This window comes from Mesorhizobium sp. M0751, assembly GCF_040320265.1.
GTDB lineage: Bacteria > Pseudomonadota > Alphaproteobacteria > Rhizobiales > Rhizobiaceae > Mesorhizobium.
Window position 1 is genome coordinate 170971 of the sequence record NZ_JAMYPH010000008.1, and the last position, 17109, is coordinate 188079.

Annotated in this window: 19 protein-coding genes; 12 read left to right on the plus strand and 7 right to left on the minus strand. The window is 63.8% G+C overall.

Annotated features, from left to right (window positions below; all coding sequences use genetic code 11):
• The first annotated feature begins 10 nt into the window (after positions 1-10).
• Positions 11-991: a GlxA family transcriptional regulator gene (locus tag NKI19_RS15320; RefSeq protein WP_352490420.1), complete on the plus strand. Its 981-nt coding sequence runs from the start codon at positions 11-13 to the stop codon at positions 989-991.
• A gap of 6 nt (positions 992-997) precedes the next feature.
• Here NKI19_RS15320 and NKI19_RS15325 read toward each other — a convergent pair whose 3' ends face one another.
• Positions 998-1207, minus strand: a complete 210-nt coding sequence (locus NKI19_RS15325) for a hypothetical protein (RefSeq protein ID WP_254815980.1) — start codon at positions 1205-1207, stop codon at positions 998-1000.
• A 166-nt stretch (positions 1208-1373) separates the two neighbouring features.
• Positions 1374-2030 carry an O-methyltransferase gene (locus NKI19_RS15330; protein WP_352490419.1) on the minus strand — a complete coding sequence of 219 codons (657 nt, stop codon included), beginning with the start codon at positions 2028-2030 and terminating at the stop codon, positions 1374-1376.
• Positions 2031-2123: 93 nt separating this feature from the next.
• Here NKI19_RS15330 and NKI19_RS15335 point away from each other — a divergent pair, with 93 nt between their 5' ends.
• Positions 2124-2756, plus strand: a complete 633-nt coding sequence (locus tag NKI19_RS15335; RefSeq protein ID WP_352565683.1) for a TetR/AcrR family transcriptional regulator — start codon at positions 2124-2126, stop codon at positions 2754-2756.
• A gap of 111 nt (positions 2757-2867) precedes the next feature.
• Here NKI19_RS15335 and xylA read toward each other — a convergent pair whose 3' ends face one another.
• Positions 2868-4193 (minus strand): xylose isomerase, encoded by a 1326-nt coding sequence (xylA, locus tag NKI19_RS15340; protein WP_352490416.1) that lies wholly within the window; start codon positions 4191-4193, stop codon positions 2868-2870.
• 110 nt (positions 4194-4303) lie between these two features.
• Here xylA and NKI19_RS15345 point away from each other — a divergent pair, with 110 nt between their 5' ends.
• Complete coding sequence (locus NKI19_RS15345) at positions 4304-4666, plus strand: nuclear transport factor 2 family protein (protein ID WP_352490415.1); 363 nt, start codon at positions 4304-4306, stop codon at positions 4664-4666.
• A gap of 38 nt (positions 4667-4704) precedes the next feature.
• Here the strand turns inward: NKI19_RS15345 and xylB are convergent, their stop codons facing one another.
• From xylB to NKI19_RS15360, 3 genes are all read right to left on the minus strand, one after another.
• Entirely contained in the window at positions 4705-6159 is a 1455-nt protein-coding gene (gene xylB, locus NKI19_RS15350; protein ID WP_352490563.1) for a xylulokinase, read from the minus strand.
• A gap of 191 nt (positions 6160-6350) precedes the next feature.
• Positions 6351-7676 carry a tetratricopeptide repeat protein gene (locus tag NKI19_RS15355; RefSeq protein WP_352951164.1) on the minus strand — a complete coding sequence of 442 codons (1326 nt, stop codon included), beginning with the start codon at positions 7674-7676 and terminating at the stop codon, positions 6351-6353.
• Between the two features lie 9 nt (positions 7677-7685).
• Positions 7686-8309, minus strand: a complete 624-nt coding sequence (locus tag NKI19_RS15360; RefSeq protein WP_352490413.1) for a LysE family translocator — start codon at positions 8307-8309, stop codon at positions 7686-7688.
• 188 nt (positions 8310-8497) lie between these two features.
• Here NKI19_RS15360 and NKI19_RS15365 point away from each other — a divergent pair, with 188 nt between their 5' ends.
• The 9 genes from NKI19_RS15365 to NKI19_RS15405 all read left to right on the plus strand — a co-directional run bounded on the left by NKI19_RS15365 (position 8498) and on the right by NKI19_RS15405 (position 15892).
• Positions 8498-9262 carry a L,D-transpeptidase gene (locus NKI19_RS15365; protein WP_352490412.1) on the plus strand — a complete coding sequence of 255 codons (765 nt, stop codon included), beginning with the start codon at positions 8498-8500 and terminating at the stop codon, positions 9260-9262.
• A 96-nt stretch (positions 9263-9358) separates the two neighbouring features.
• Entirely contained in the window at positions 9359-10525 is a 1167-nt protein-coding gene (locus NKI19_RS15370; RefSeq protein ID WP_352490411.1) for a diphosphate--fructose-6-phosphate 1-phosphotransferase, read from the plus strand.
• A gap of 14 nt (positions 10526-10539) precedes the next feature.
• Complete coding sequence (locus NKI19_RS15375; RefSeq protein ID WP_352490410.1) at positions 10540-11265, plus strand: MBL fold metallo-hydrolase; 726 nt, start codon at positions 10540-10542, stop codon at positions 11263-11265.
• 374 nt (positions 11266-11639) lie between these two features.
• Positions 11640-13175 carry a DegQ family serine endoprotease gene (locus NKI19_RS15380; protein WP_352566963.1) on the plus strand — a complete coding sequence of 512 codons (1536 nt, stop codon included), beginning with the start codon at positions 11640-11642 and terminating at the stop codon, positions 13173-13175.
• Between the two features lie 133 nt (positions 13176-13308).
• On the plus strand, positions 13309-13920 hold the full coding sequence (locus NKI19_RS15385) for a molybdopterin-dependent oxidoreductase (RefSeq protein WP_352566965.1): 612 nt from the start codon (positions 13309-13311) through the stop codon (positions 13918-13920).
• A complete protein-coding gene (locus NKI19_RS15390; protein WP_352490407.1) occupies positions 13917-14663 on the plus strand; it encodes an FAD-binding oxidoreductase in 747 nt (248 codons plus the stop codon). Before NKI19_RS15385 ends, NKI19_RS15390 begins: the two co-directional genes overlap by 4 nt.
• A 438-nt stretch (positions 14664-15101) precedes the next feature.
• Positions 15102-15305: a DUF680 domain-containing protein gene (locus tag NKI19_RS15395; RefSeq protein ID WP_023718335.1), complete on the plus strand. Its 204-nt coding sequence runs from the start codon at positions 15102-15104 to the stop codon at positions 15303-15305.
• A 71-nt stretch (positions 15306-15376) separates the two neighbouring features.
• Positions 15377-15583, plus strand: a complete 207-nt coding sequence (locus NKI19_RS15400) for a DUF680 domain-containing protein (protein WP_352490406.1) — start codon at positions 15377-15379, stop codon at positions 15581-15583.
• A 69-nt stretch (positions 15584-15652) separates the two neighbouring features.
• Positions 15653-15892 (plus strand): DUF680 domain-containing protein, encoded by a 240-nt coding sequence (locus NKI19_RS15405; protein ID WP_352490405.1) that lies wholly within the window; start codon positions 15653-15655, stop codon positions 15890-15892.
• An 80-nt stretch (positions 15893-15972) separates the two neighbouring features.
• Here the strand turns inward: NKI19_RS15405 and NKI19_RS15410 are convergent, their stop codons facing one another.
• Entirely contained in the window at positions 15973-17085 is a 1113-nt protein-coding gene (locus tag NKI19_RS15410) for an ABC transporter ATP-binding protein (RefSeq protein ID WP_352490404.1), read from the minus strand.
• Between the last annotated feature and the right edge of the window lie 24 nt (positions 17086-17109).

The following is a 17109-nucleotide window of genomic DNA, read 5'->3' on the forward strand; positions in this document are numbered from 1 at the left end:
CGAAGATCGTGTGACGAAAAACGAAAAACCGACGATCTTTCGGGCTGAGCGTTTGCCGCTCAAGGTAACGCTGCTGGTATTCTCCGGCTCGTCGATCATGTGCGTCGCCTCGGCTGTCGATCCCTTGCGCGCCGCCAACCGCATTGCCGGTGAGACGCTGTTCGATTTCAGGCTGGTCTCGGTCACAGGCGAGGCGCCGGTCACCACATGCGGCCTGCCGGTGGCGGTCAGCGGCCGCTTCGATGCGGCTGACGCAACCGATATGCTGGTCGTCGTCGCCGGCTTCGGCACGCAGAACTACGCCACATCGGCCCTGCTGTCCGGACTGCGCCGGGCGGCGCGCGCGGCACGCGCCTGCGGCGGCGTCGAGGCGGGAACGTGGCTGGTGGCGCGCGCGGGTCTGCTGGAAGGGCGCAGCGCCACCACCCATTGGGAGGACATGGAGGATTTCTCTTCGGCCTTTCCTGGCATCGACGTGCGACCCGACCGCTACGTCATCGACGGCCCGGTGTTCACCACAGGCGGCGCCTCGCCGACCTTCGACCTGATGCTGCATCTGATCCGCACGCGGCTCGGCATGGCCGTGGCGCTCGATGTCGCGAGCGTCTTCATCTACGACCAGGCGCGCGCCGCGACCGACGCGCAGCCGTTGGTTTCGCTCGGTCGTCTTGACGGCTACGATCCCAGGCTGGCGCAAGCCATCCGGCTGATGGAAGCGCATGTCGACCAGCCGCTGACCGTAGCCGCAGTGGCAAAGCGCGCCGGGGTGACGGCACGGACGCTGGAAAGCATCTTTCGCAAGTCGATCGGCGAAACGCCCGGCGCTTATTACCTCAGGCTGCGCCTCGGCGCCGCGCGCCGGCTGGTGGTCGATACGCGCATCGCCATGGCGGACATTGCCGGGCGAACGGGGTTTTCGTCCGCCGCGGCATTTTCCAGAGCGTTTTCAAGAGCGTTCGGCGAAGCGCCGGTCAGGCTGCGCCAGGGGTAGTGGGGATCAGGCAGCGTCCTGGCGGTCGCTGTTGCCGTCGATCTGCGAGCGCATCTGTCTCGCAAGATGGGTCTCGAAGCGGCTGGCGACCGCGCGATCCCATTCGTTTGCACTCAACGCACCTTGCTTCGGGTGCGGCAGCGCCATCAGCCGGTCGATGATCGATCCGGCCTCGCCAGATGAGAGCAGGGCGTCGATTTCGCGTTCGTGCTGCATATCGTTTCGCCTCCTTCTTTCTGATTCCCGCCACGAACCACAATATAGGAGGTTCGTGACGGCTGTTTGAAGGCAAGAGCGAGGCAATTGATGGGCGATGCCGGGCAAAGTTTTGTCCGCCGCCGCCCATCTTGGGCACGATCGTTCCGGCAGGTCAGGCGGTGCTTCAGCCAAGCCGCATCGACAGTTCAACATCCTCGCCGAACGGCGTGGACATGTAGCCACTCCCTGTCGAGCGCACCCGCTCGAGGTATTCGGGGCAAAGATCGGCGTTGTCGGCAACGACGAAGGCGCCCGGCCTGAGGCGGTTTTCAACCAGACTCAAGATCTCGGGATAGAGCGCTTTGGCGCCGTCGAGCAGAAGCAGGTCGACGGTTTCGGGAAGATCGACGCTTAATGTTTGCAGCGCGTCTCCTTCGCGGATTTCCACCATGTCAATGAGACCGCCTGCTGTCAGATTACTCCTCGCGCGCGCCACCTTGGACGGCTCGAACTCGCTGGTGATCAGGCGGCCGCCGCCATTGTCCCGCAACGCTGCGGCAAGGTGCAGGGTCGAAATGCCGAACGAGGTTCCAAATTCAACGATCGTCCTGGCGCCGCTGCCTCGTGCCAGCATGTAGAGCAGCGTGCCGGTCTCTCGCGAGACGGGAAGCCAGAGGTCCCTTAGCCGCCCATAGAAATCGAGGTATTCGGTCTTGCTCCGAATGAGGCGGCTCCGCTCCTCGGCGGAGAGCTCCGCCACTGCAGGGCTCGTTGCCGCAGCGGCTTCCTCGAACAGGCGGTCCAGCAGGGGCGCGAGCGGCTTTTTCGTCAGTGTGGTCATATCGGTCTCCAGTCAAAATTGAATGCGTTCTTGTGCGCCATTCAAAATACGACTAATCATTCGCATTCACTAATCGCATTGGCGCGCCTCTCAATGAGCGATCACCGAAGTCCGCGGATTTCCTCGCGAAAACAGCCCAAGCAGGCCCGCTCGGCAGAGCTCGTCGCTGCGATTTTGCAGGCTGCTGTTCAGGTTTTGGCGAAAGAAGGCGCGCAGCGCTTCACCACGGCGCGGGTGGCCGAGAAGGCCGGTGTCAGTGTCGGATCGCTGTATCAGTATTTTCCGAACAAGGCGGCGATCCTGTTCCGGCTCCAGAGCGACGAATGGCGGCAGACGACCGGTTTGCTGCGCGACATCCTCGAGGATGTCAGAAAACCGCCACTTGAAAGGCTGCGCGGCCTGGTCCACGCCTTCCTTCGCTCGGAGTATGACGAGGCCGCGGTGCGTGTGGCGCTCGACGACGCCGCGCCGCTTTACCGCGACGCGCCCGAGGCGCAGGTGGCAAGGGCGTCCGGAGACCGCACCATCCAGCTCTTCATGCAGGAGGCGTTGCCCAACGCCGCGCAAGTGACTCGCGAATTGGCCGGCGACCTGGTCATGACGACGCTCAGTACGGTGGGAAAGCAGTTCTCGGAGGCGCCCCGAACCTCCGCGGAGATCGAAGCCTACGCCGACGCCATGGCCGACATGTTCTGCGCCCACCTGAGAGGCCTCGATCATGGCTAAGCCAAGCGCCAGACCCGGTCAGCGGACAGGCCGTGCAAGTTTTGCGCGGGGCAAACCTTGTCGTCGGTTTCAGCCCCGCGGAAAGTCAATGCAGCCACGAATCGGTACGCCTCAGACGTACCGGTTGACGATGTTCTCGAGCAATTCCTGGCGGCCGGATCTGGGCTGCGGCTCGATCTTTTCCTTGACGACGCGCTCGGCGATTTCCTCCAGCGTGCGCTTGCCGGCAAGCATCGCCTTGGCCTCGGCCGAATCCCAGCCGGCATAGCGCTCGGCGAGCGGGGCGGACAGCGCCTTGTCCTCGACCATGCGCGCTGCCGCCTTGAGGCCGCGAGCGCAACAATCCATGCCGCCGACATGGCCAATCAGTAGATCCTGCGGATCGAGCGACTGGCGCCTGAGCTTGGCGTCGAAATTGGTGCCGCCGGTCTTGAAGCCGCCTGCCTGCAGCACCTGGTAGTAGGCGAGAGCCATCTCCGGCACATTGTTGGGGAACTGGTCGGTATCCCAGCCCGATTGGTAGTCGTTGCGGTTCATGTCGATCGAGCCGAAGATGCCCAGCGCATTGGCCAGCGCCAGTTCATGCTCGAACGAATGGCCGGCCAGGATGGCGTGGCCCTGCTCGATGTTGAGCTTGACCTCTTTCTCCAGTCCGAAACGCTTGAGGAAGCCATAGACGGTGGCGACGTCGTAATCATACTGGTGCTTGGTCGGCTCCTGCGGCTTCGGCTCGATCAGGATGGTGCCTTCGAAGCCGATCCTGTGCTTGTAGTCGACGACCAGGTTGAGGAAACGGCCGGCCTGTTCCTGCTCGCGCCCAAGGTCGGTGTTGAGCAGTGTCTCATAGCCCTCGCGGCCGCCCCACAGCACGTAGTTCTCGCCGTTCAGCCGCTTGGTGACGTCGATGCAGTGTTTCACCGTCGCCGCCGAATAGGCAAAGACATCCGGATCGGGATTGGTGGCGGCGCCCGACATGAAGCGGCGGTTGGAGAACAGGTTCGCCGTACCCCACAACAGCTTGACGCCGGTCTGCTTCATCTTTCCCGAGAAATAGTCGGCGATCTCGTCGAGCCGCGCCGCACTTTCGGAAAAGTCCCGGCCCTCAGGCCGCACATCGGCATCGTGGAAGCAGAAATAAGGCGCGCCCAGCAGCGAAAACATCTCGAAGGCGACGTCGGCCTTGAGCTTGGCCAGTTCCATCGTGTCGACACCGCCGGCCTTCGGAAACCACGGCCGGTCGAAGGTCTGACCGCCGAACGGATCGCCGCCCGGCCAGGCAAAGGAATGCCAATAGGCGACGGCAAAGCGCAGATGGTCTTCGAGCCGCTTGCCGGCGACGATCTCGTCGGGATTGTAGAACCGGTAGGCCAGCGGATTGGTCGAATCCGGTCCCTCGTATTTGATCTGTTGGATGTCGCCGAAAAAACCGCTGGTCATGTTCTTTTCCTCTCGCATGGTTCGGCCTGATTACCTCAGGCGTAATTGGTTTCGCGCTGGCGCTGGTCGAAAAGGCTCATGTCAAAGCCACTCAACGAAGGAGACAGACCATGACCGACCTCAACACCATTGCCGAAAACTACATCGCCGCCTGGAACGAGAGCGACGCCGCACGCAGGAAAGCCTTGCTCGAGGCGGCCTTCACCGAGGACGCCGGCTACCGCGATCCGATCATGCAGGGCGACGGCCATGACGGCATCGCCGCGCTGATCGAAGGCGTGCAGCAGCGCTTCGCCGGCTTCAGGTTCTCGCTGAAAGGCAAGCCGGACGGCTTCGCCGATACCATCCGCTTCTCGTGGAACCTCGGGCCGGACGGCACCGAGTCCGTCATCGAAGGCACAGATATCGGCGTCATCGAAAATGGCCGGCTGAAAAGCATCACCGGCTTTCTCGACAAGGTGCCGGCGCAGTGAGGCCTTCTCGGCGGGCCGCGGCGAGGGCGGGAATCCGCTCACGCCGTGGCGCTCCTGATCGCCGGATAAAGCGCCCGGTAGCGCTGGTAAGCATCCGCATAGGCATCGCCGAGGGCGGCGACCGGCTCGACCGTGGTGTCTGTCGCCGGCGCCGTGCACACGGCGCGCGGATCGGCACCGGTCGCCGCGATCAGGCCAAGCCGGGCCGCACCGAAGGCGGCGCCGAAATCGCCGTCGGCTGGAATATCGACGGGCAGGCCAAGCGCTGTCGCGATGGCCTTCAGCCAGTAGCGCGAACGCGAGCCGCCGCCGATCGCCGTTACCCGGGTCAGCGTCGTGCCGGCTTTGGCCAGCGCGTCGAGGCTGTCGCGGAAGGCGAAGGCGACGCCTTCGAGCACCGCCTGGGTCAGCGCCACGCGGCCAGACTCGTGGGCAAGCCCGGTAAACGCGCCACGAATGGCCGAATCATTGTACGGCGTCCGTTCCCCTGAGAGATAGGGCAAAAACGAGACGCCAGTCGGCGCCTGCAGCACATCGCCGAGTTCGGCGGTCAACTCGCCGGCGCTTTTTCCAGCGATCCCCGACAGCCAGTTGAGTGAATCGGTTGCCGACAGGATGACGCCCATCTGGTGCCAGGTGCCGGGCAGTGCGTGGCAGAATGTGTGCACCGCGCTTTCCGGATTGGGCAGATAGGAGGCATTGGCGGCAAAAAGCACGCCCGACGTGCCGAGCGAGACGAAAGCCTGGCCGGCGCCGACCGTGCCCATGCCGCAGGCCGAGGCCGCGTTATCGCCGGCGCCGCCGGCGATCGGGATACCCGCCTGCATGCCCCATTTCGCAGCCAATTCGCTGCGCAAGGCACCGGCCTTGCCCGTGCCTTCGACCAATGACGGCATCTGCCTTTCGTCGAGCGACGTGGCGGCGAGCAGTTCGGCGGACCAGGCTCGTCTGCCGACATCGAGCCACGACGTGCCGGCCGAATCCGACATTTCCGAAATATGCTCGCCGGCGAGCCAGAGCCGCAAAAAGTCCTTCGGCAGCAGGACCTTTGCCACCTTGGCGAAAACAGCCGGTTCGTTGTTCCTGACCCAGGCGAGCTTTGGCGCGGTGAAACCGGGAAAGACGATGTTGCCGGTCAGCTTGCGAAAGCGCGGGTCGGCATCGAGCGCGGCCGCCTCGGCGTGGCTGCGTGTGTCGTTCCAAAGGATGCAGGGGCGCAGCACCTGGTCGGCGGCATCGAGCAGGGTGGCGCCATGCATATGGCCGGAAAGGCCGATGCCTTTGACCGCCGCGAGTTCCTTCGAATGCGTGCCTTTCAGCTCGGCGATCGCGGCTTCGCAGGCGCCGATCCAGTCGGCAGGGTTCTGTTCGGACCAGCCGGGATGCGGGCGCGACACGTCGAGCGGCGCATGGCCGGAACCGACGATGCTCTGCCTTGCATCGATCAGCAGCGCCTTGACGCCCGACGTGCCGAGATCGAGGCCGAGATACATGTTTCCTCCCATGTCCGTCATGCCTGGCGGCGACGGTCTTCCTTGCTTCCCCGCCCAGTCCTGCGACACGGGCGGCGAAGATATCCCGGCAATCGTGCCGCCGGAAACGCACCCCGGTCAACACGCGAAGATTTTTTCGACACTCGAAAAAATCTGGCCGGGGCAGTTTTTAAGGCAAGATTTAGTCTTGGTCAATTCGCCGCGAGAGCGGTTGCGCGCCGTGAAAACAGTGCCGACAACGGGCTGTCCGGCCGTGCCAGCGCGCGTTCCGCCGCAAGCGCCCTCGCCAGCGCGCCATCACCGGAACGCAAGGCCGCCTCGATCAGCGTCAGGTCGATGACGTCGCGTTGGGCGTGGCTGCCGCCGAAGCGATGGGCGATTGCCCGGATCGGCCGGATCAGGCGTATCGTCTCGGCATGATTGCCCTCGCCGAATGCCTTGATGGCGAGCGTCAGGGGATGGCCGACATCCCGGGTGAAAGCAGCGTTGTCGTCTTTACCCTGCATCGCCTCGCGCTGCGCCTCGAGCAAGCCGCGGGCCGGCGCGTCGAGGCCGGCGCCGACGAACGCCATCATCGCGTGGGCGTCGTTGAAGGCATAATGGCCGGCGCTGGCCTTGGGCAACCAGTTGGCGGGGCGCGCAGTCCAGCGCGCGCCGACATCGACGCCGCCGAGATGCAGCCGCCACAGAATCGCCGAGGCATCGACCATGTTGAGCGCCAGCGTCGAGCGCTCGCCATAGATGGGCCCGTCGTAGAGCGCCAGCACCTCGTCGGTCTCGCCGAGATCATAATGGAACAGCGCCAGATGCCACCAATTGTGCACCTGCAGGAAGCTTTCCCGCGTCCACGCTTCAGGATTGGCGCGCATCCACAGAATGCCGTCCTTCTGCCGGCTCTGCATCTCCATGACATGGGCCACCGCATGCTGGGCCCAGCCGTCGCGCGGCTCGAGATCGACCGCCGTGCGGCCAAGCCTTTCGGCACGCGCGTAGTCGCCCATTTCCTCCAGCCCAAAGGCCTGCATGCCGAGTATGGCGTGGTAGCCCGGCATGCCACTCTGCCAGGACGGCAGCGCGCGGCCGATGCGGTCGCGCAGCATACGGGCATTGCCGGTGAAGAAGTCGATCTGGTGGCCGGTCTGCAGCGCCAGCGCATCGAGCGGAAACTCGATGGCGATGTCCTCCAGCACGCGGGCGGCCTCGTGCCAGTGTCCGTCCGCAAGGTACCCAAGGGCGGCGACATGCGCCTGCTCGCGTGTCGTCGCGGCAAGCGGCAGCGCTGCCTCGTGACATGCCTTGGCCACCGCCGTCGCCTCTCGCTCGGTGGCGAGGCCAAAGAGATAACCCTTGAACACATGCGCCATGACGAAGCCGGGATCGTCGGCGATTGCCCGGTCAATGGAACCGACCGGATCGCCGATGAAGCACTGCAATTCGCGCACAGCCCGGCTGTAGGACGAGAGCCAGGCCTCCGTCGCGCCGGACAGTGTCAAGCCGAATGCATCGCTGACCGCCATGGTCTGTCCTCAGTTGCCCGATCGCATCGCCACTGTGGCGATGCCGGCGCCGACCAGCAGCGTGCCGCCGGTGCGATTGAAGATGCGGATCGCCTTCGAGTTGCGCACCACGTTGCGCGCTCTTGCCGCGATCAGCGCATAACCGAAGGCATTGGCGAAGGCGAGCGTCAGGAAGGTCGTCTCGAAAATCAGCATCTGTGTCCAGAAATCCGCATGCCGGTCGAGGAACTGCGGCAGGAAGGCGACGAAAAAGGTGATGCTTTTCGGATTGAGCGCGGTAACCAGCCAGGCATGCGCCGTCATCTTGGCCGATGACACCGCATCGGTGCGCGGTTCGGCCCGGAGCGCGCCGCCGGCGCGAAACAGCTTGATGCCGAGATAGATCAGATAGAAGGCGCCGATCACCTTCAGCACCGTGAATATGGTGGCCGACGCCGCCAGCAGCGCGCCGATGCCCAGCATCGACAGTGTCATCGCGGTGAAGTCGCCGAGCGCCACGCCGACTGCCATCGGCAGCGCGGTGCGCCAGCCCTGGCCGAGCGCATAGGACACCACCAACAAGATGGTCGGGCCCGGGATGACCAGAAGGATTGCCGAGGCGGCGGCAAACGCGGCCCAGTTTTCGAAAAACATTTTCTTCTCCTTGAGCTCAAAGAGGAGGATAAATCCTTGGCCCCGCGAAGATGTAAAGAGGCAAGAATCGAAAAAGCCCCTCGTTAACGCCAGGCGGCTGGCCTTCACGCTTTTTCAACCATGATTGGTGAAAATGCCTGCTATCCGGCCGGACCGTGTTTCCCGCCGATAGCGTAGGGTTTGGGTAAATGCGTGAGTTGCCGCAAGGTCTGTCGCTGCCGCACACCGGCGACGCAATCGAAACCGAAATACAGCTTTCCCGCCGCACGGTGCTGTCCGGCGCCGGTGCGCTAGCGCTGCTCGGCGTCGCCGGCTGCAGCCAGACGCTGGATCTGCCGTCGCTCCAGCTCGACGACGTCACCACCGGCTCGATCCGGCCGGTCCGTCCGAGCATCAGCGTCGACAAGAACATCACTAGCCCCGACGTGATGTACGCTTCGCTCACCGACGGTGGCTTCAACGTGCCGGAAGTGCCCTATCTCAAGGTCAAGCCGGAGTTCCGCCGCCAGATCGTCGTCGATCCGACCGGCGAGCAGCCCGGCACCATTGTCGTTCACTCGCAGGAGCGGCTGCTCTATCTGGTGCAGCCCGGCGGCGAGGCGATCCGTTACGGCGTCGGCATCGGCAAGGACGGGTTCCGCTGGTCCGGCCGCGCCAACATCCAGTACGGCAAGGAATGGCCGGTCTGGACCCCACCGCCCGAAATGATCGCCCGCAGGCCGGAACTGGTGAAATGGCAAAGCGGACAGCCGGGCGGCCTCGACAATCCGCTCGGCGCGCGTGCCCTCTACATCTATCAGAACGGCAGCGACACCGGCTACCGCATCCACGGCTCGCCCGAATGGTGGAGCATCGGCCAGGCGATGTCGTCGGGCTGCGTGCGCCTGATCAACCAGGACATCATCGATCTCTACAGCCGCGTCTCCAAGAAGAATCCGGTCGTCGTCGTCTGAACGGCGGCTTCGCTTTCAGTGATCACTCTGCCGTTGCGCGATGCCGCAAGACAGGCGAATGTGCCTGCGATTTTCATCGCCCGGGAGACGTGAACAATGACCGGAACTTTTGTGATCGCGCAAGGCGGCGGCCCGACCGCCGTCATCAACCAGACGGTGGTGGGCGCCACGCTCGAAATCCGCAAGCGGCATCCCGGCGCCAAGGTCCTTGGTTCCATCCACGGCGTGCGCGGCATTCGTGACGGCAATTACGTCGATCTTTCCGCCATTCCCGAGGACCGCCTGCGGCTGATCGCGGCGACACCGAGCGCCGCGCTTGGTTCGACGCGCGACAAGCCGGATGCCGCCTATTGCGACCTCATCCTCAACGGCTTGAAGAAAGCCGGCGCCGACGTCTTCATCTATATCGGCGGCAACGACACGTCGGGCACGCAGCAGATCCTGACCGACGCCGCCGGCGGCAAGATCGCCTTCGTGCACGCGCCGAAAACCATCGACAACGATCTCGAGGAGAACGATCACACGCCCGGCTTCATGTCGGCGGCCGAGTTCGTCGCCGGCGCATTCCTTTCGGTCGATCTCGATTTCCGCGCTTTGCCCGGCATCTATGTCGGCATCGTCATGGGGCGGCATGCCGGTTTCCTGACGGCCGCGTCCGCGGCATGGCAGCTCGATCAGGACAGCGGCCCGCATCTCGTCTACGTGCCGGAGCGGCCGTTCTCGGCGGCAGGTTTCATCGACGACGTGCGCGCCACGCTCGACCGCCACAAGCGCTGCATCGTTGCCGTCTCCGAAGGTGTCAGCACCGCCGACGGCAAGGCGCTGGTCGAAAGCCTGGTGCCGCCGGAAAGGCTGGAGCGCGACCAGCACGGCAACGTCAAGCTGTCGGGCAGCGACCTGCCGGCAGCCTTGGAGCGCGCACTCGCCGAAGGGCTGCCGGGCAAGCGGGCGCGCGTCGATGCGCTCGGTTACATGCCGCGCGGCTATGTCGGCGCCATCAGCGCGGTCGACGCGCAGGAGGCCTTCGATGCCGGCGCCTTCGCGGTCACGGTGGCCGACGAGGGCGGCGGTTCGGTGGCGCTGCAATATGACGGCAAGAAAACCGTGCTGAAGAAGGTGCCGCTGAAGAACGTCGCCGGCAAGACGCGCCATATGCCGGATGATTTCATGCTGCCCGATGTCAACCGGCTGTCCGATGCGGGCATGGCCTATCTGAAGCGGCTGGTTCCGCAAAAGTACAAGGTCGGCAAGCCGTTCGTCTGATGCGGCTTGATCTGATGGACAGCTGGTTCAGCAAAACCATCGTCGATGCAGAGACGACGATGCTGACCGAGCCCTTCGTGCACGAATTCGTGCGCGCCAACATCTGGCATTTGCGCGGCCGCGACGTCGACCTGCTGGTCGACACCGGCATGGGGATCTGCCCGCTGGCGCCTGAGATCGACACGCCGGCCGGCAAGCCGCTGCTCGTCGTCGCCACGCACATCCATCTCGACCATGTCGGCTCGCTGCACGAGTTTCCGTTGCGAGCAGGGCCGAGCCACAGCGCCGCGCAGTTCGACAGCATGGATGAGGCGGTGACCTACGCCTACATGTTCCACGATCTGGAAGGCGCCGTCTCCAGGCTGCCGGCAAAGGGCTGGAAGGCGGCCGACTACAGGATTCCACCGGCGGCGCTAACCCGAACGCTGGACGAGGGCGATGTGGTTGATCTTGGCGACCGGCAATTGCGCGTCCTGCATCTGCCCGGCCACTCTCCGGATTCGATCGCGCTGTTCGACGAGGCAGACGGCCTGTTCTTCGCCGGCGACGCCATCTACGACGCCATGCTGATCGACGACCTGCCGGATTCCGATCGCGCCGCCTACCGCCGCACGATGCAACGCCTGCTCGAGCTGCCGATCCGCATCGGCCACGGCGGTCATGGACCGAGCTTCGACGGCAGGCGGATGCGCGAGATCGCCACCGCCTATCTCCGCCGGACCGACGGGACAGCGGCATAGCAAGCCTTAGCGGGGCAGTGAGGCGGCGGCGGCGAACCTGAAGGGATTTGTCTTGGGCAGCTATTTTGTTCTTGCTTTGTGCCGGCAGCTATGCTACTAATCTGGATATGGTGATCATTCGCCCCAACGACCCGCCGCGAGGCGGGTTTTTGGTTTAGGGCTTCGGCGCCAACGCGCAAGGCGGCTGCCAGCCGGAAATTAAATCTTCGTAATATTATCTGGAAACCACGATTGGCGCCCTAGATGCGGGGCTGTCGATCCGGTCGGCTGCCGTGACAGGCGAGACAGGCAAGGCCGACGACCGACACGCCAGTGAATCGTTCCGGTGACGGAACGTTGCGGCGCTCCACCAATCTCTCGCCCGGACAACGGCCATGTCACCAATCCAGACCCTTCGCAGACATCGCGTCGCCGCTCTGCTGGGCGCCGCGCTGATCGTCAGCCCCTTCGCCCTGCCTCTCGCTCCCAGGCTGAATGCTGTCCTGGCGGCAACAGTGACCCCTCCGGTCACCGGCATGACGGCGCCGAGCGGCTCGTTCGCGCCGGTCGTGGCGGCCGACAAACCGGCGGTGGTGACCATCACGACGGTCATGAAAGCTCAACAGCCGGACACCATGAGCGACGCCTCTCCCTTTGGCGGAACCTCGCCTTTCGACGATTATTTCCGCCATTTCTTCGATGACCAGGGGCAGCCCGCCCCCAAGACACCGCCGGAGCAGGCGCCGCGCACCGAGGCTCTCGGTTCGGGCTTCATCGTCGGCGACGACGGCACAATCGTCACCAACAATCACGTCGTCGACGGCGCCCAGTCGATCAAGGTGACGCTCGACGACGGCACCGAGCTTCCCGCCAAATTGATCGGCCATGACGCCAAGAACGATCTTGCCGTGCTCAAGGTCAAGTCCGGCAAGCCCTTGCCGACCGTCAAATGGGGCGATTCCGACAAGCTCATGCCGGGCGACCAGGTGCTCGCTTTCGGCAATCCTTTCGGCCTTGGCACCACGGTCACGGCCGGCATCGTTTCGGCGCGCGGCCGCGACCTGCATAGCGGGCCGTTTGACGACTTCATCCAGATCGACGCGCCGATCAACCGGGGCAATTCCGGCGGCCCGCTGACGGATGTGAACGGCAATGTCGTCGGCATCAACACGGTGATCTTTTCGCCGAATGGCGGCAGCGTCGGCGTCGGCTTCGCCATCCCCTCGGACCAGGCGCAAAAGGTCGTCGCCAAGCTGATGAAAGGCGGCTCCATCCAGTACGGCTATCTCGGCGTCCAGATCCAGCCGGTGACGCCTGACATGGCGAGCGCCATCGGCCTCGACCACCCCGCCGGCGTGCTGGTCGCGCAGGTCAGCGACGGATCGCCGGCCGCCAAGGCCGGCATCGAGACCGGCGACGTCATCACCAGCTTCGCCGGCCAGGACATAAAGGATCCAAGGGACCTGTCGCGCGCCGTCGCCGAAATTGCGCCCGGTACGAGGGAAACCCTCAATGTCTGGCGCAAGGGGCAAAGCCTGCAGATCTCCGTCGAGGTCGGGCGCAACGAGGACGACATGACGACGGGATCGGTGACCGGCGATCAGGGTCAGCCGTCGACGGGGCAGGGCCTTCGCGCACCGGCGCTCGGCCTCGGCCTGACGGATGTCACCCCGGATGTTCGCCAGGCAATGAACCTGGGCAACCAGCACGGCGCGCTGGTCGAGCGCGTCGACCCGAACAAGGCGGCATCGGCTTCCGGCATCCAGCCCGGCGACATCATCGTCGCCGTCGACCAGCATCCGGTGAGGAGCGCCAGGCAGGCTAACCAGGCGATTGTGCAGGCCGCCAAATCCGGCAAGAAATCGGTGCTGCTGCTTGTCGAGCGTGGCGACGCCCAGATGTTTGTCGCCGTCCCCTTCGGCAGTGGCTGAGGCGGGCGCCGCGCTGCCAAGATCGATGTAGAGCATTGCCGCCAGGCCGGAGCCAAGATTTCGGTTGCCCGCGCGCGCGTCTTCGAGAAAACTGACAAAGGTCGATCGGACCTTGCGCAAACGGATATTCTCGATGGTTACCCGAGGCTTCTCTTCCGGACGAAAGCCGCCGACGGATACGGATGCACGTATCCCGCCGGGGCAATATCTCGAGCAAGGTTTCCCGGTCCTGTCGGCCGGCCCGACGCCGCATGTGCGCACCGAGGATTGGTCGTTCACGCTTAAGCACGGGCCGCGGCCGATCAAGAAGTGGGACTGGGCCGAGTTCAACGCGCTGCCCTTGACCAAGATGACGCGCGACATCCATTGCGTCACCGCATGGACCAAGTTCGACACGGCGTGGCACGGCGTGCTGGTCGACGACATCCTTGCCGACGCCGGCATCGAGCCGCCCACCGCCTTCACGCTGGCGCTGGGTTTCGACGGCTATTCCACCAACGTGCCGACGAAGGATCTCACCGGCGGCAAGGCGATGGTGGCGCTGCTTTACGAGGGCAGGCCGATCACCCCCGACCATGGCGGCCCGGCACGGCTGCTCGTTCCGCATCTCTATTTCTGGAAATCGGCCAAATGGCTGAACGGGCTGCAGTTCACCGAGCGCGACGAGCCGGGTTTCTGGGAATTGCGAGGCTATCATATCTATGGCGACCCGTGGCGCGAGCAGCGCTACACGAACGATCCATGAGCGACGCACCGGCGGCGCAGTCGCCCTGGCAAACGGTCACCATCACCCGCATCCAAAAGCGCACGCCGCGCGTCACCAGCTTTTTCCTGCAGCCATCGCGGCCCTTCGCTTATCGGGCCGGGCAGCATGTCGATGTCAGGCTGACGGCGCCGGACGGCTATCAGGCGCGCCGCTCCTATTCCATCGCCTCGGCGCCGGAGACCGGCGAGACCATCGAGCTGGCGATTGAAAAACTCGAGGACGGCGAGGTCTCGCCGTTCTTTCACGAGATCGCGGCGGTGGGCGACGAGGTCGAGTTGCGCGGGCCGCTCGGCGGCCATTTCGTCTGGTCCGACGACGATGGCGGACCGCTCCTGCTCGTCGGCGGTGGGTCGGGCGTGGTGCCGCTGATGTCGATGGTCCGTCACCGGGCGATGCGGGGATCGCTGGTCGCCACCGCCCTGGTGTTTTCGGCGCGGGTCTGGGACGAGGTGATCTTTCGCGACGAGTTGATCGACCTCGCCGAGCGCCGGGATGGCTTCGACCTGGTGCTGACGCTGACGCGCGAGCCGGCACGCCGTCCGGCGGATTATGCGCGGCGGATCGACGCCGCGATGATGGTGCAAGCCATGACGAGGCTGCCTGCGCCACCGAAGCTCGCCTTTGTCTGCGGCTCGAACGCATTCGTGACGGCCGCCGCCGAGGCACTGATCGATGCCGGCGTGCCTGCGGCTCTCATCCGCACCGAACGTTACGGGGTCTGACCCGGTTCTGCTTGCCCGGTTGCTGCCTTCGCTGCCGGCATAAACGGGCCGAAAACCGCAGAACGGCGAGGCCGCATTTGGCTGAAATGGTTAACGATTCGACAAACAACCGCGGCTGCGACTTTTATCGGTTTAAAAAATCGAACCGAACGGTTCGTTTCTGTTGACAATGCGTGCAGGACGCTGTGAACGCTGCCTCCCCAACTCGCTTGCATCCAGACTGAGACTATGCGTTATCTGATTGATTTGAAATAGTAAAATTGTGGCGAGGGGAATCCCTGGCACAATTTCAAGGTGTAGAAACTTGGTCCACACCAAACAACTTCGTGATTGGAAACTGGCCGTTGGCTTTCCCACATCGGGGCTGTCCGGACGACGCGAATTCCTCCCAAGACACGCCGCTAGACGGACGGAAAACTAAGATACTGGAGTACTAAAATGAAAAAGATCGCTCTTGCCGCCGTCGCCGTTTTGGCCATCACCGGCAGCGCCTTTGCTGGCAGCGACAACTTTGGTTCCAAGGGTGCGAACCAGCCTGCCGCTTCGGTCGACAGCTCGTATACGGCTTCCATTCAGAAGCCGGCTCATGCTGACGAGCAGCCTGTCCAGGGCGCCGACCGTAACCTCTTCGGCAACAACTAACAGCCGATCCCAACATCAGGGCGGCGGGCATATCCGCCGTCCGGGGATTTGAAAAATTCAGGAGTATTAAGATGAAAAAGATCGTTCTTGCTGCCGCCGCCGTTTTGGCCATCACCGGCAGCGCTTTCGCCGCTAGCGACAATTATGGTTCGAACGGCGCGAAGCAGCCTGCGCCTTCCGTCGATAGTTCGTACACGGCTTCCGTCAAGACGTCGGACCATACTGAAAAGCAGCCGGTCGTCGAGGGCGCCGACCGCAACCTCTTCGGCAACAACTAACAGCCGATCCCACCATCAAGGCGGCGGCATGCCCGCCGCCTGGATCCGAGAAATCCAGGAGTACCCAAAATGAAAAAGATTGTTCTTGCTGCCGCCGCCCTCTTGATTGCCGCCGGCAGTGCTTATGCCCGCAACGACAATGTTGGCGGGACCGACATCAACAAGCAGTCGACCGCCAATGTCGACAACACGCAGACGTATTCGGTGCGTGACAGCAACTCGCCGATCTACAAGCTGCTGAATTCGTCTGGCGATGTACCCAAGTCCGCGCCTCAGGGCGCCGACCGCAACCTCTTCGGCAATAACTAACAGCCGAACTGGAATTCCAGACAAGAGCGGCGGGCCATGCCCGCCGCTCTTGTTTTTTGCATACCAAAAAGACGCCTGCCTCAAGCCGCCTTTGCTTCTGCTTCATGGAGCGCGAAAGAGCGCCCGTCCGCGTCGAAAATATGCAGGTCGCCGGCGTCCGCCGTCAGTCGCAGCGTAGCCCCGCGCTTGACCTCGACATTGCCCGGCAGCTTGGTCACCAGCGGCAGGTCGGCGCGGCCGATGTCGACATAGACGAGCTGGACCTCGCCGAGCTGCTCGACATAATCGACCGTCCCTTCGAACAAATAGTCGGCGCCGGTGGCAATCATCAGATCCTCCGGCCGCACCCCGAAGCTCACCGCAGCGCCTTTCGCCGACGCAGGCGTTGCGATCGGTACCGTTGCCTTGCGGCCGCCGACATGACTGACGACCGTCGGGTTGCCGGTCCTGTCGATGGTTGCCGGCAGGATGTTCATCGCCGGCGAGCCGATGAACTGGGCGACGAACAGATTGCCGGGCCGCTTGTAGAGCTCCATCGGCGTGCCGACCTGTTCGATATGGCCTTCCTTCAGCACCACGATGCGGTCGGCCAGCGTCATCGCCTCGACCTGATCGTGGGTGACGTAGATCATCGTTGTGGCCGGCATCGATTCCTTGAGCTTGGCGATCTCGATGCGGGTGGCGACACGCAGCGCCGCGTCGAGATTGGATAGCGGCTCGTCGAACAGAAAGACCTTGGGATTGCGCACGATGGCGCGGCCGATGGCGACGCGCTGGCGCTGGCCGCCCGACATCGCCTTGGGCAGACGGTCGAGATATTTGGTCAGCTGCAGGATCTCGGCCGCCTGGCGCACCCGCTTGTCGATCTCGGCCTTGCTTTCCTTACCGATCTTCATCGAGAAGGCCATGTTGTCGTAGACGGTCATGTGCGGATAGAGCGCATAGGACTGGAACACCATGGCGATGCCGCGCTTCGACGGCGGCACGTTGTTGACGATCTCGCCGTCGATCTTGAGCTCGCCCGAGGTGATCTCTTCCAGCCCGGCGATGCAGCGCAGCAAGGTCGACTTGCCGCAACCAGAGGGGCCGACGAAGACGATGAATTCGCCCGACTTTATGTCGAGGTCGACGCCGTGCAGAATGTTGAGATTGCCATATGATTTCCTCACTTGCCTTAGCGTGACATCGGCCATGGTACCCTCCAGTTCTTCCTTGAA

Coding starts and splice junctions, on each gene's coding strand:
- NKI19_RS15325 (WP_254815980.1), bottom strand. CDS start 1,207: ATGCAGCACGAACGCGAAATCGACGCCCTGCTCTCATCTGGCGAGGCC.
- NKI19_RS15330 (WP_352490419.1), bottom strand. CDS start 2,030: ATGACCACACTGACGAAAAAGCCGCTCGCGCCCCTGCTGGACCGCCTG.
- NKI19_RS15335 (WP_352565683.1), top strand. CDS start 2,124: ATGAGCGATCACCGAAGTCCGCGGATTTCCTCGCGAAAACAGCCCAAG.
- xylA (WP_352490416.1), bottom strand. CDS start 4,193: ATGACCAGCGGTTTTTTCGGCGACATCCAACAGATCAAATACGAGGGA.
- NKI19_RS15345 (WP_352490415.1), top strand. CDS start 4,304: ATGACCGACCTCAACACCATTGCCGAAAACTACATCGCCGCCTGGAAC.
- xylB (WP_352490563.1), bottom strand. CDS start 6,159: ATGTATCTCGGCCTCGATCTCGGCACGTCGGGCGTCAAGGCGCTGCTG.
- NKI19_RS15355 (WP_352951164.1), bottom strand. CDS start 7,676: ATGGCGGTCAGCGATGCATTCGGCTTGACACTGTCCGGCGCGACGGAG.
- NKI19_RS15360 (WP_352490413.1), bottom strand. CDS start 8,309: ATGTTTTTCGAAAACTGGGCCGCGTTTGCCGCCGCCTCGGCAATCCTT.
- NKI19_RS15365 (WP_352490412.1), top strand. CDS start 8,498: ATGCGTGAGTTGCCGCAAGGTCTGTCGCTGCCGCACACCGGCGACGCA.
- NKI19_RS15370 (WP_352490411.1), top strand. CDS start 9,359: ATGACCGGAACTTTTGTGATCGCGCAAGGCGGCGGCCCGACCGCCGTC.
- NKI19_RS15375 (WP_352490410.1), top strand. CDS start 10,540: ATGGACAGCTGGTTCAGCAAAACCATCGTCGATGCAGAGACGACGATG.
- NKI19_RS15380 (WP_352566963.1), top strand. CDS start 11,640: ATGTCACCAATCCAGACCCTTCGCAGACATCGCGTCGCCGCTCTGCTG.
- NKI19_RS15385 (WP_352566965.1), top strand. CDS start 13,309: ATGGTTACCCGAGGCTTCTCTTCCGGACGAAAGCCGCCGACGGATACG.
- NKI19_RS15390 (WP_352490407.1), top strand. CDS start 13,917: ATGAGCGACGCACCGGCGGCGCAGTCGCCCTGGCAAACGGTCACCATC.
- NKI19_RS15395 (WP_023718335.1), top strand. CDS start 15,102: ATGAAAAAGATCGCTCTTGCCGCCGTCGCCGTTTTGGCCATCACCGGC.
- NKI19_RS15400 (WP_352490406.1), top strand. CDS start 15,377: ATGAAAAAGATCGTTCTTGCTGCCGCCGCCGTTTTGGCCATCACCGGC.
- NKI19_RS15405 (WP_352490405.1), top strand. CDS start 15,653: ATGAAAAAGATTGTTCTTGCTGCCGCCGCCCTCTTGATTGCCGCCGGC.
- NKI19_RS15410 (WP_352490404.1), bottom strand. CDS start 17,085: ATGGCCGATGTCACGCTAAGGCAAGTGAGGAAATCATATGGCAATCTC.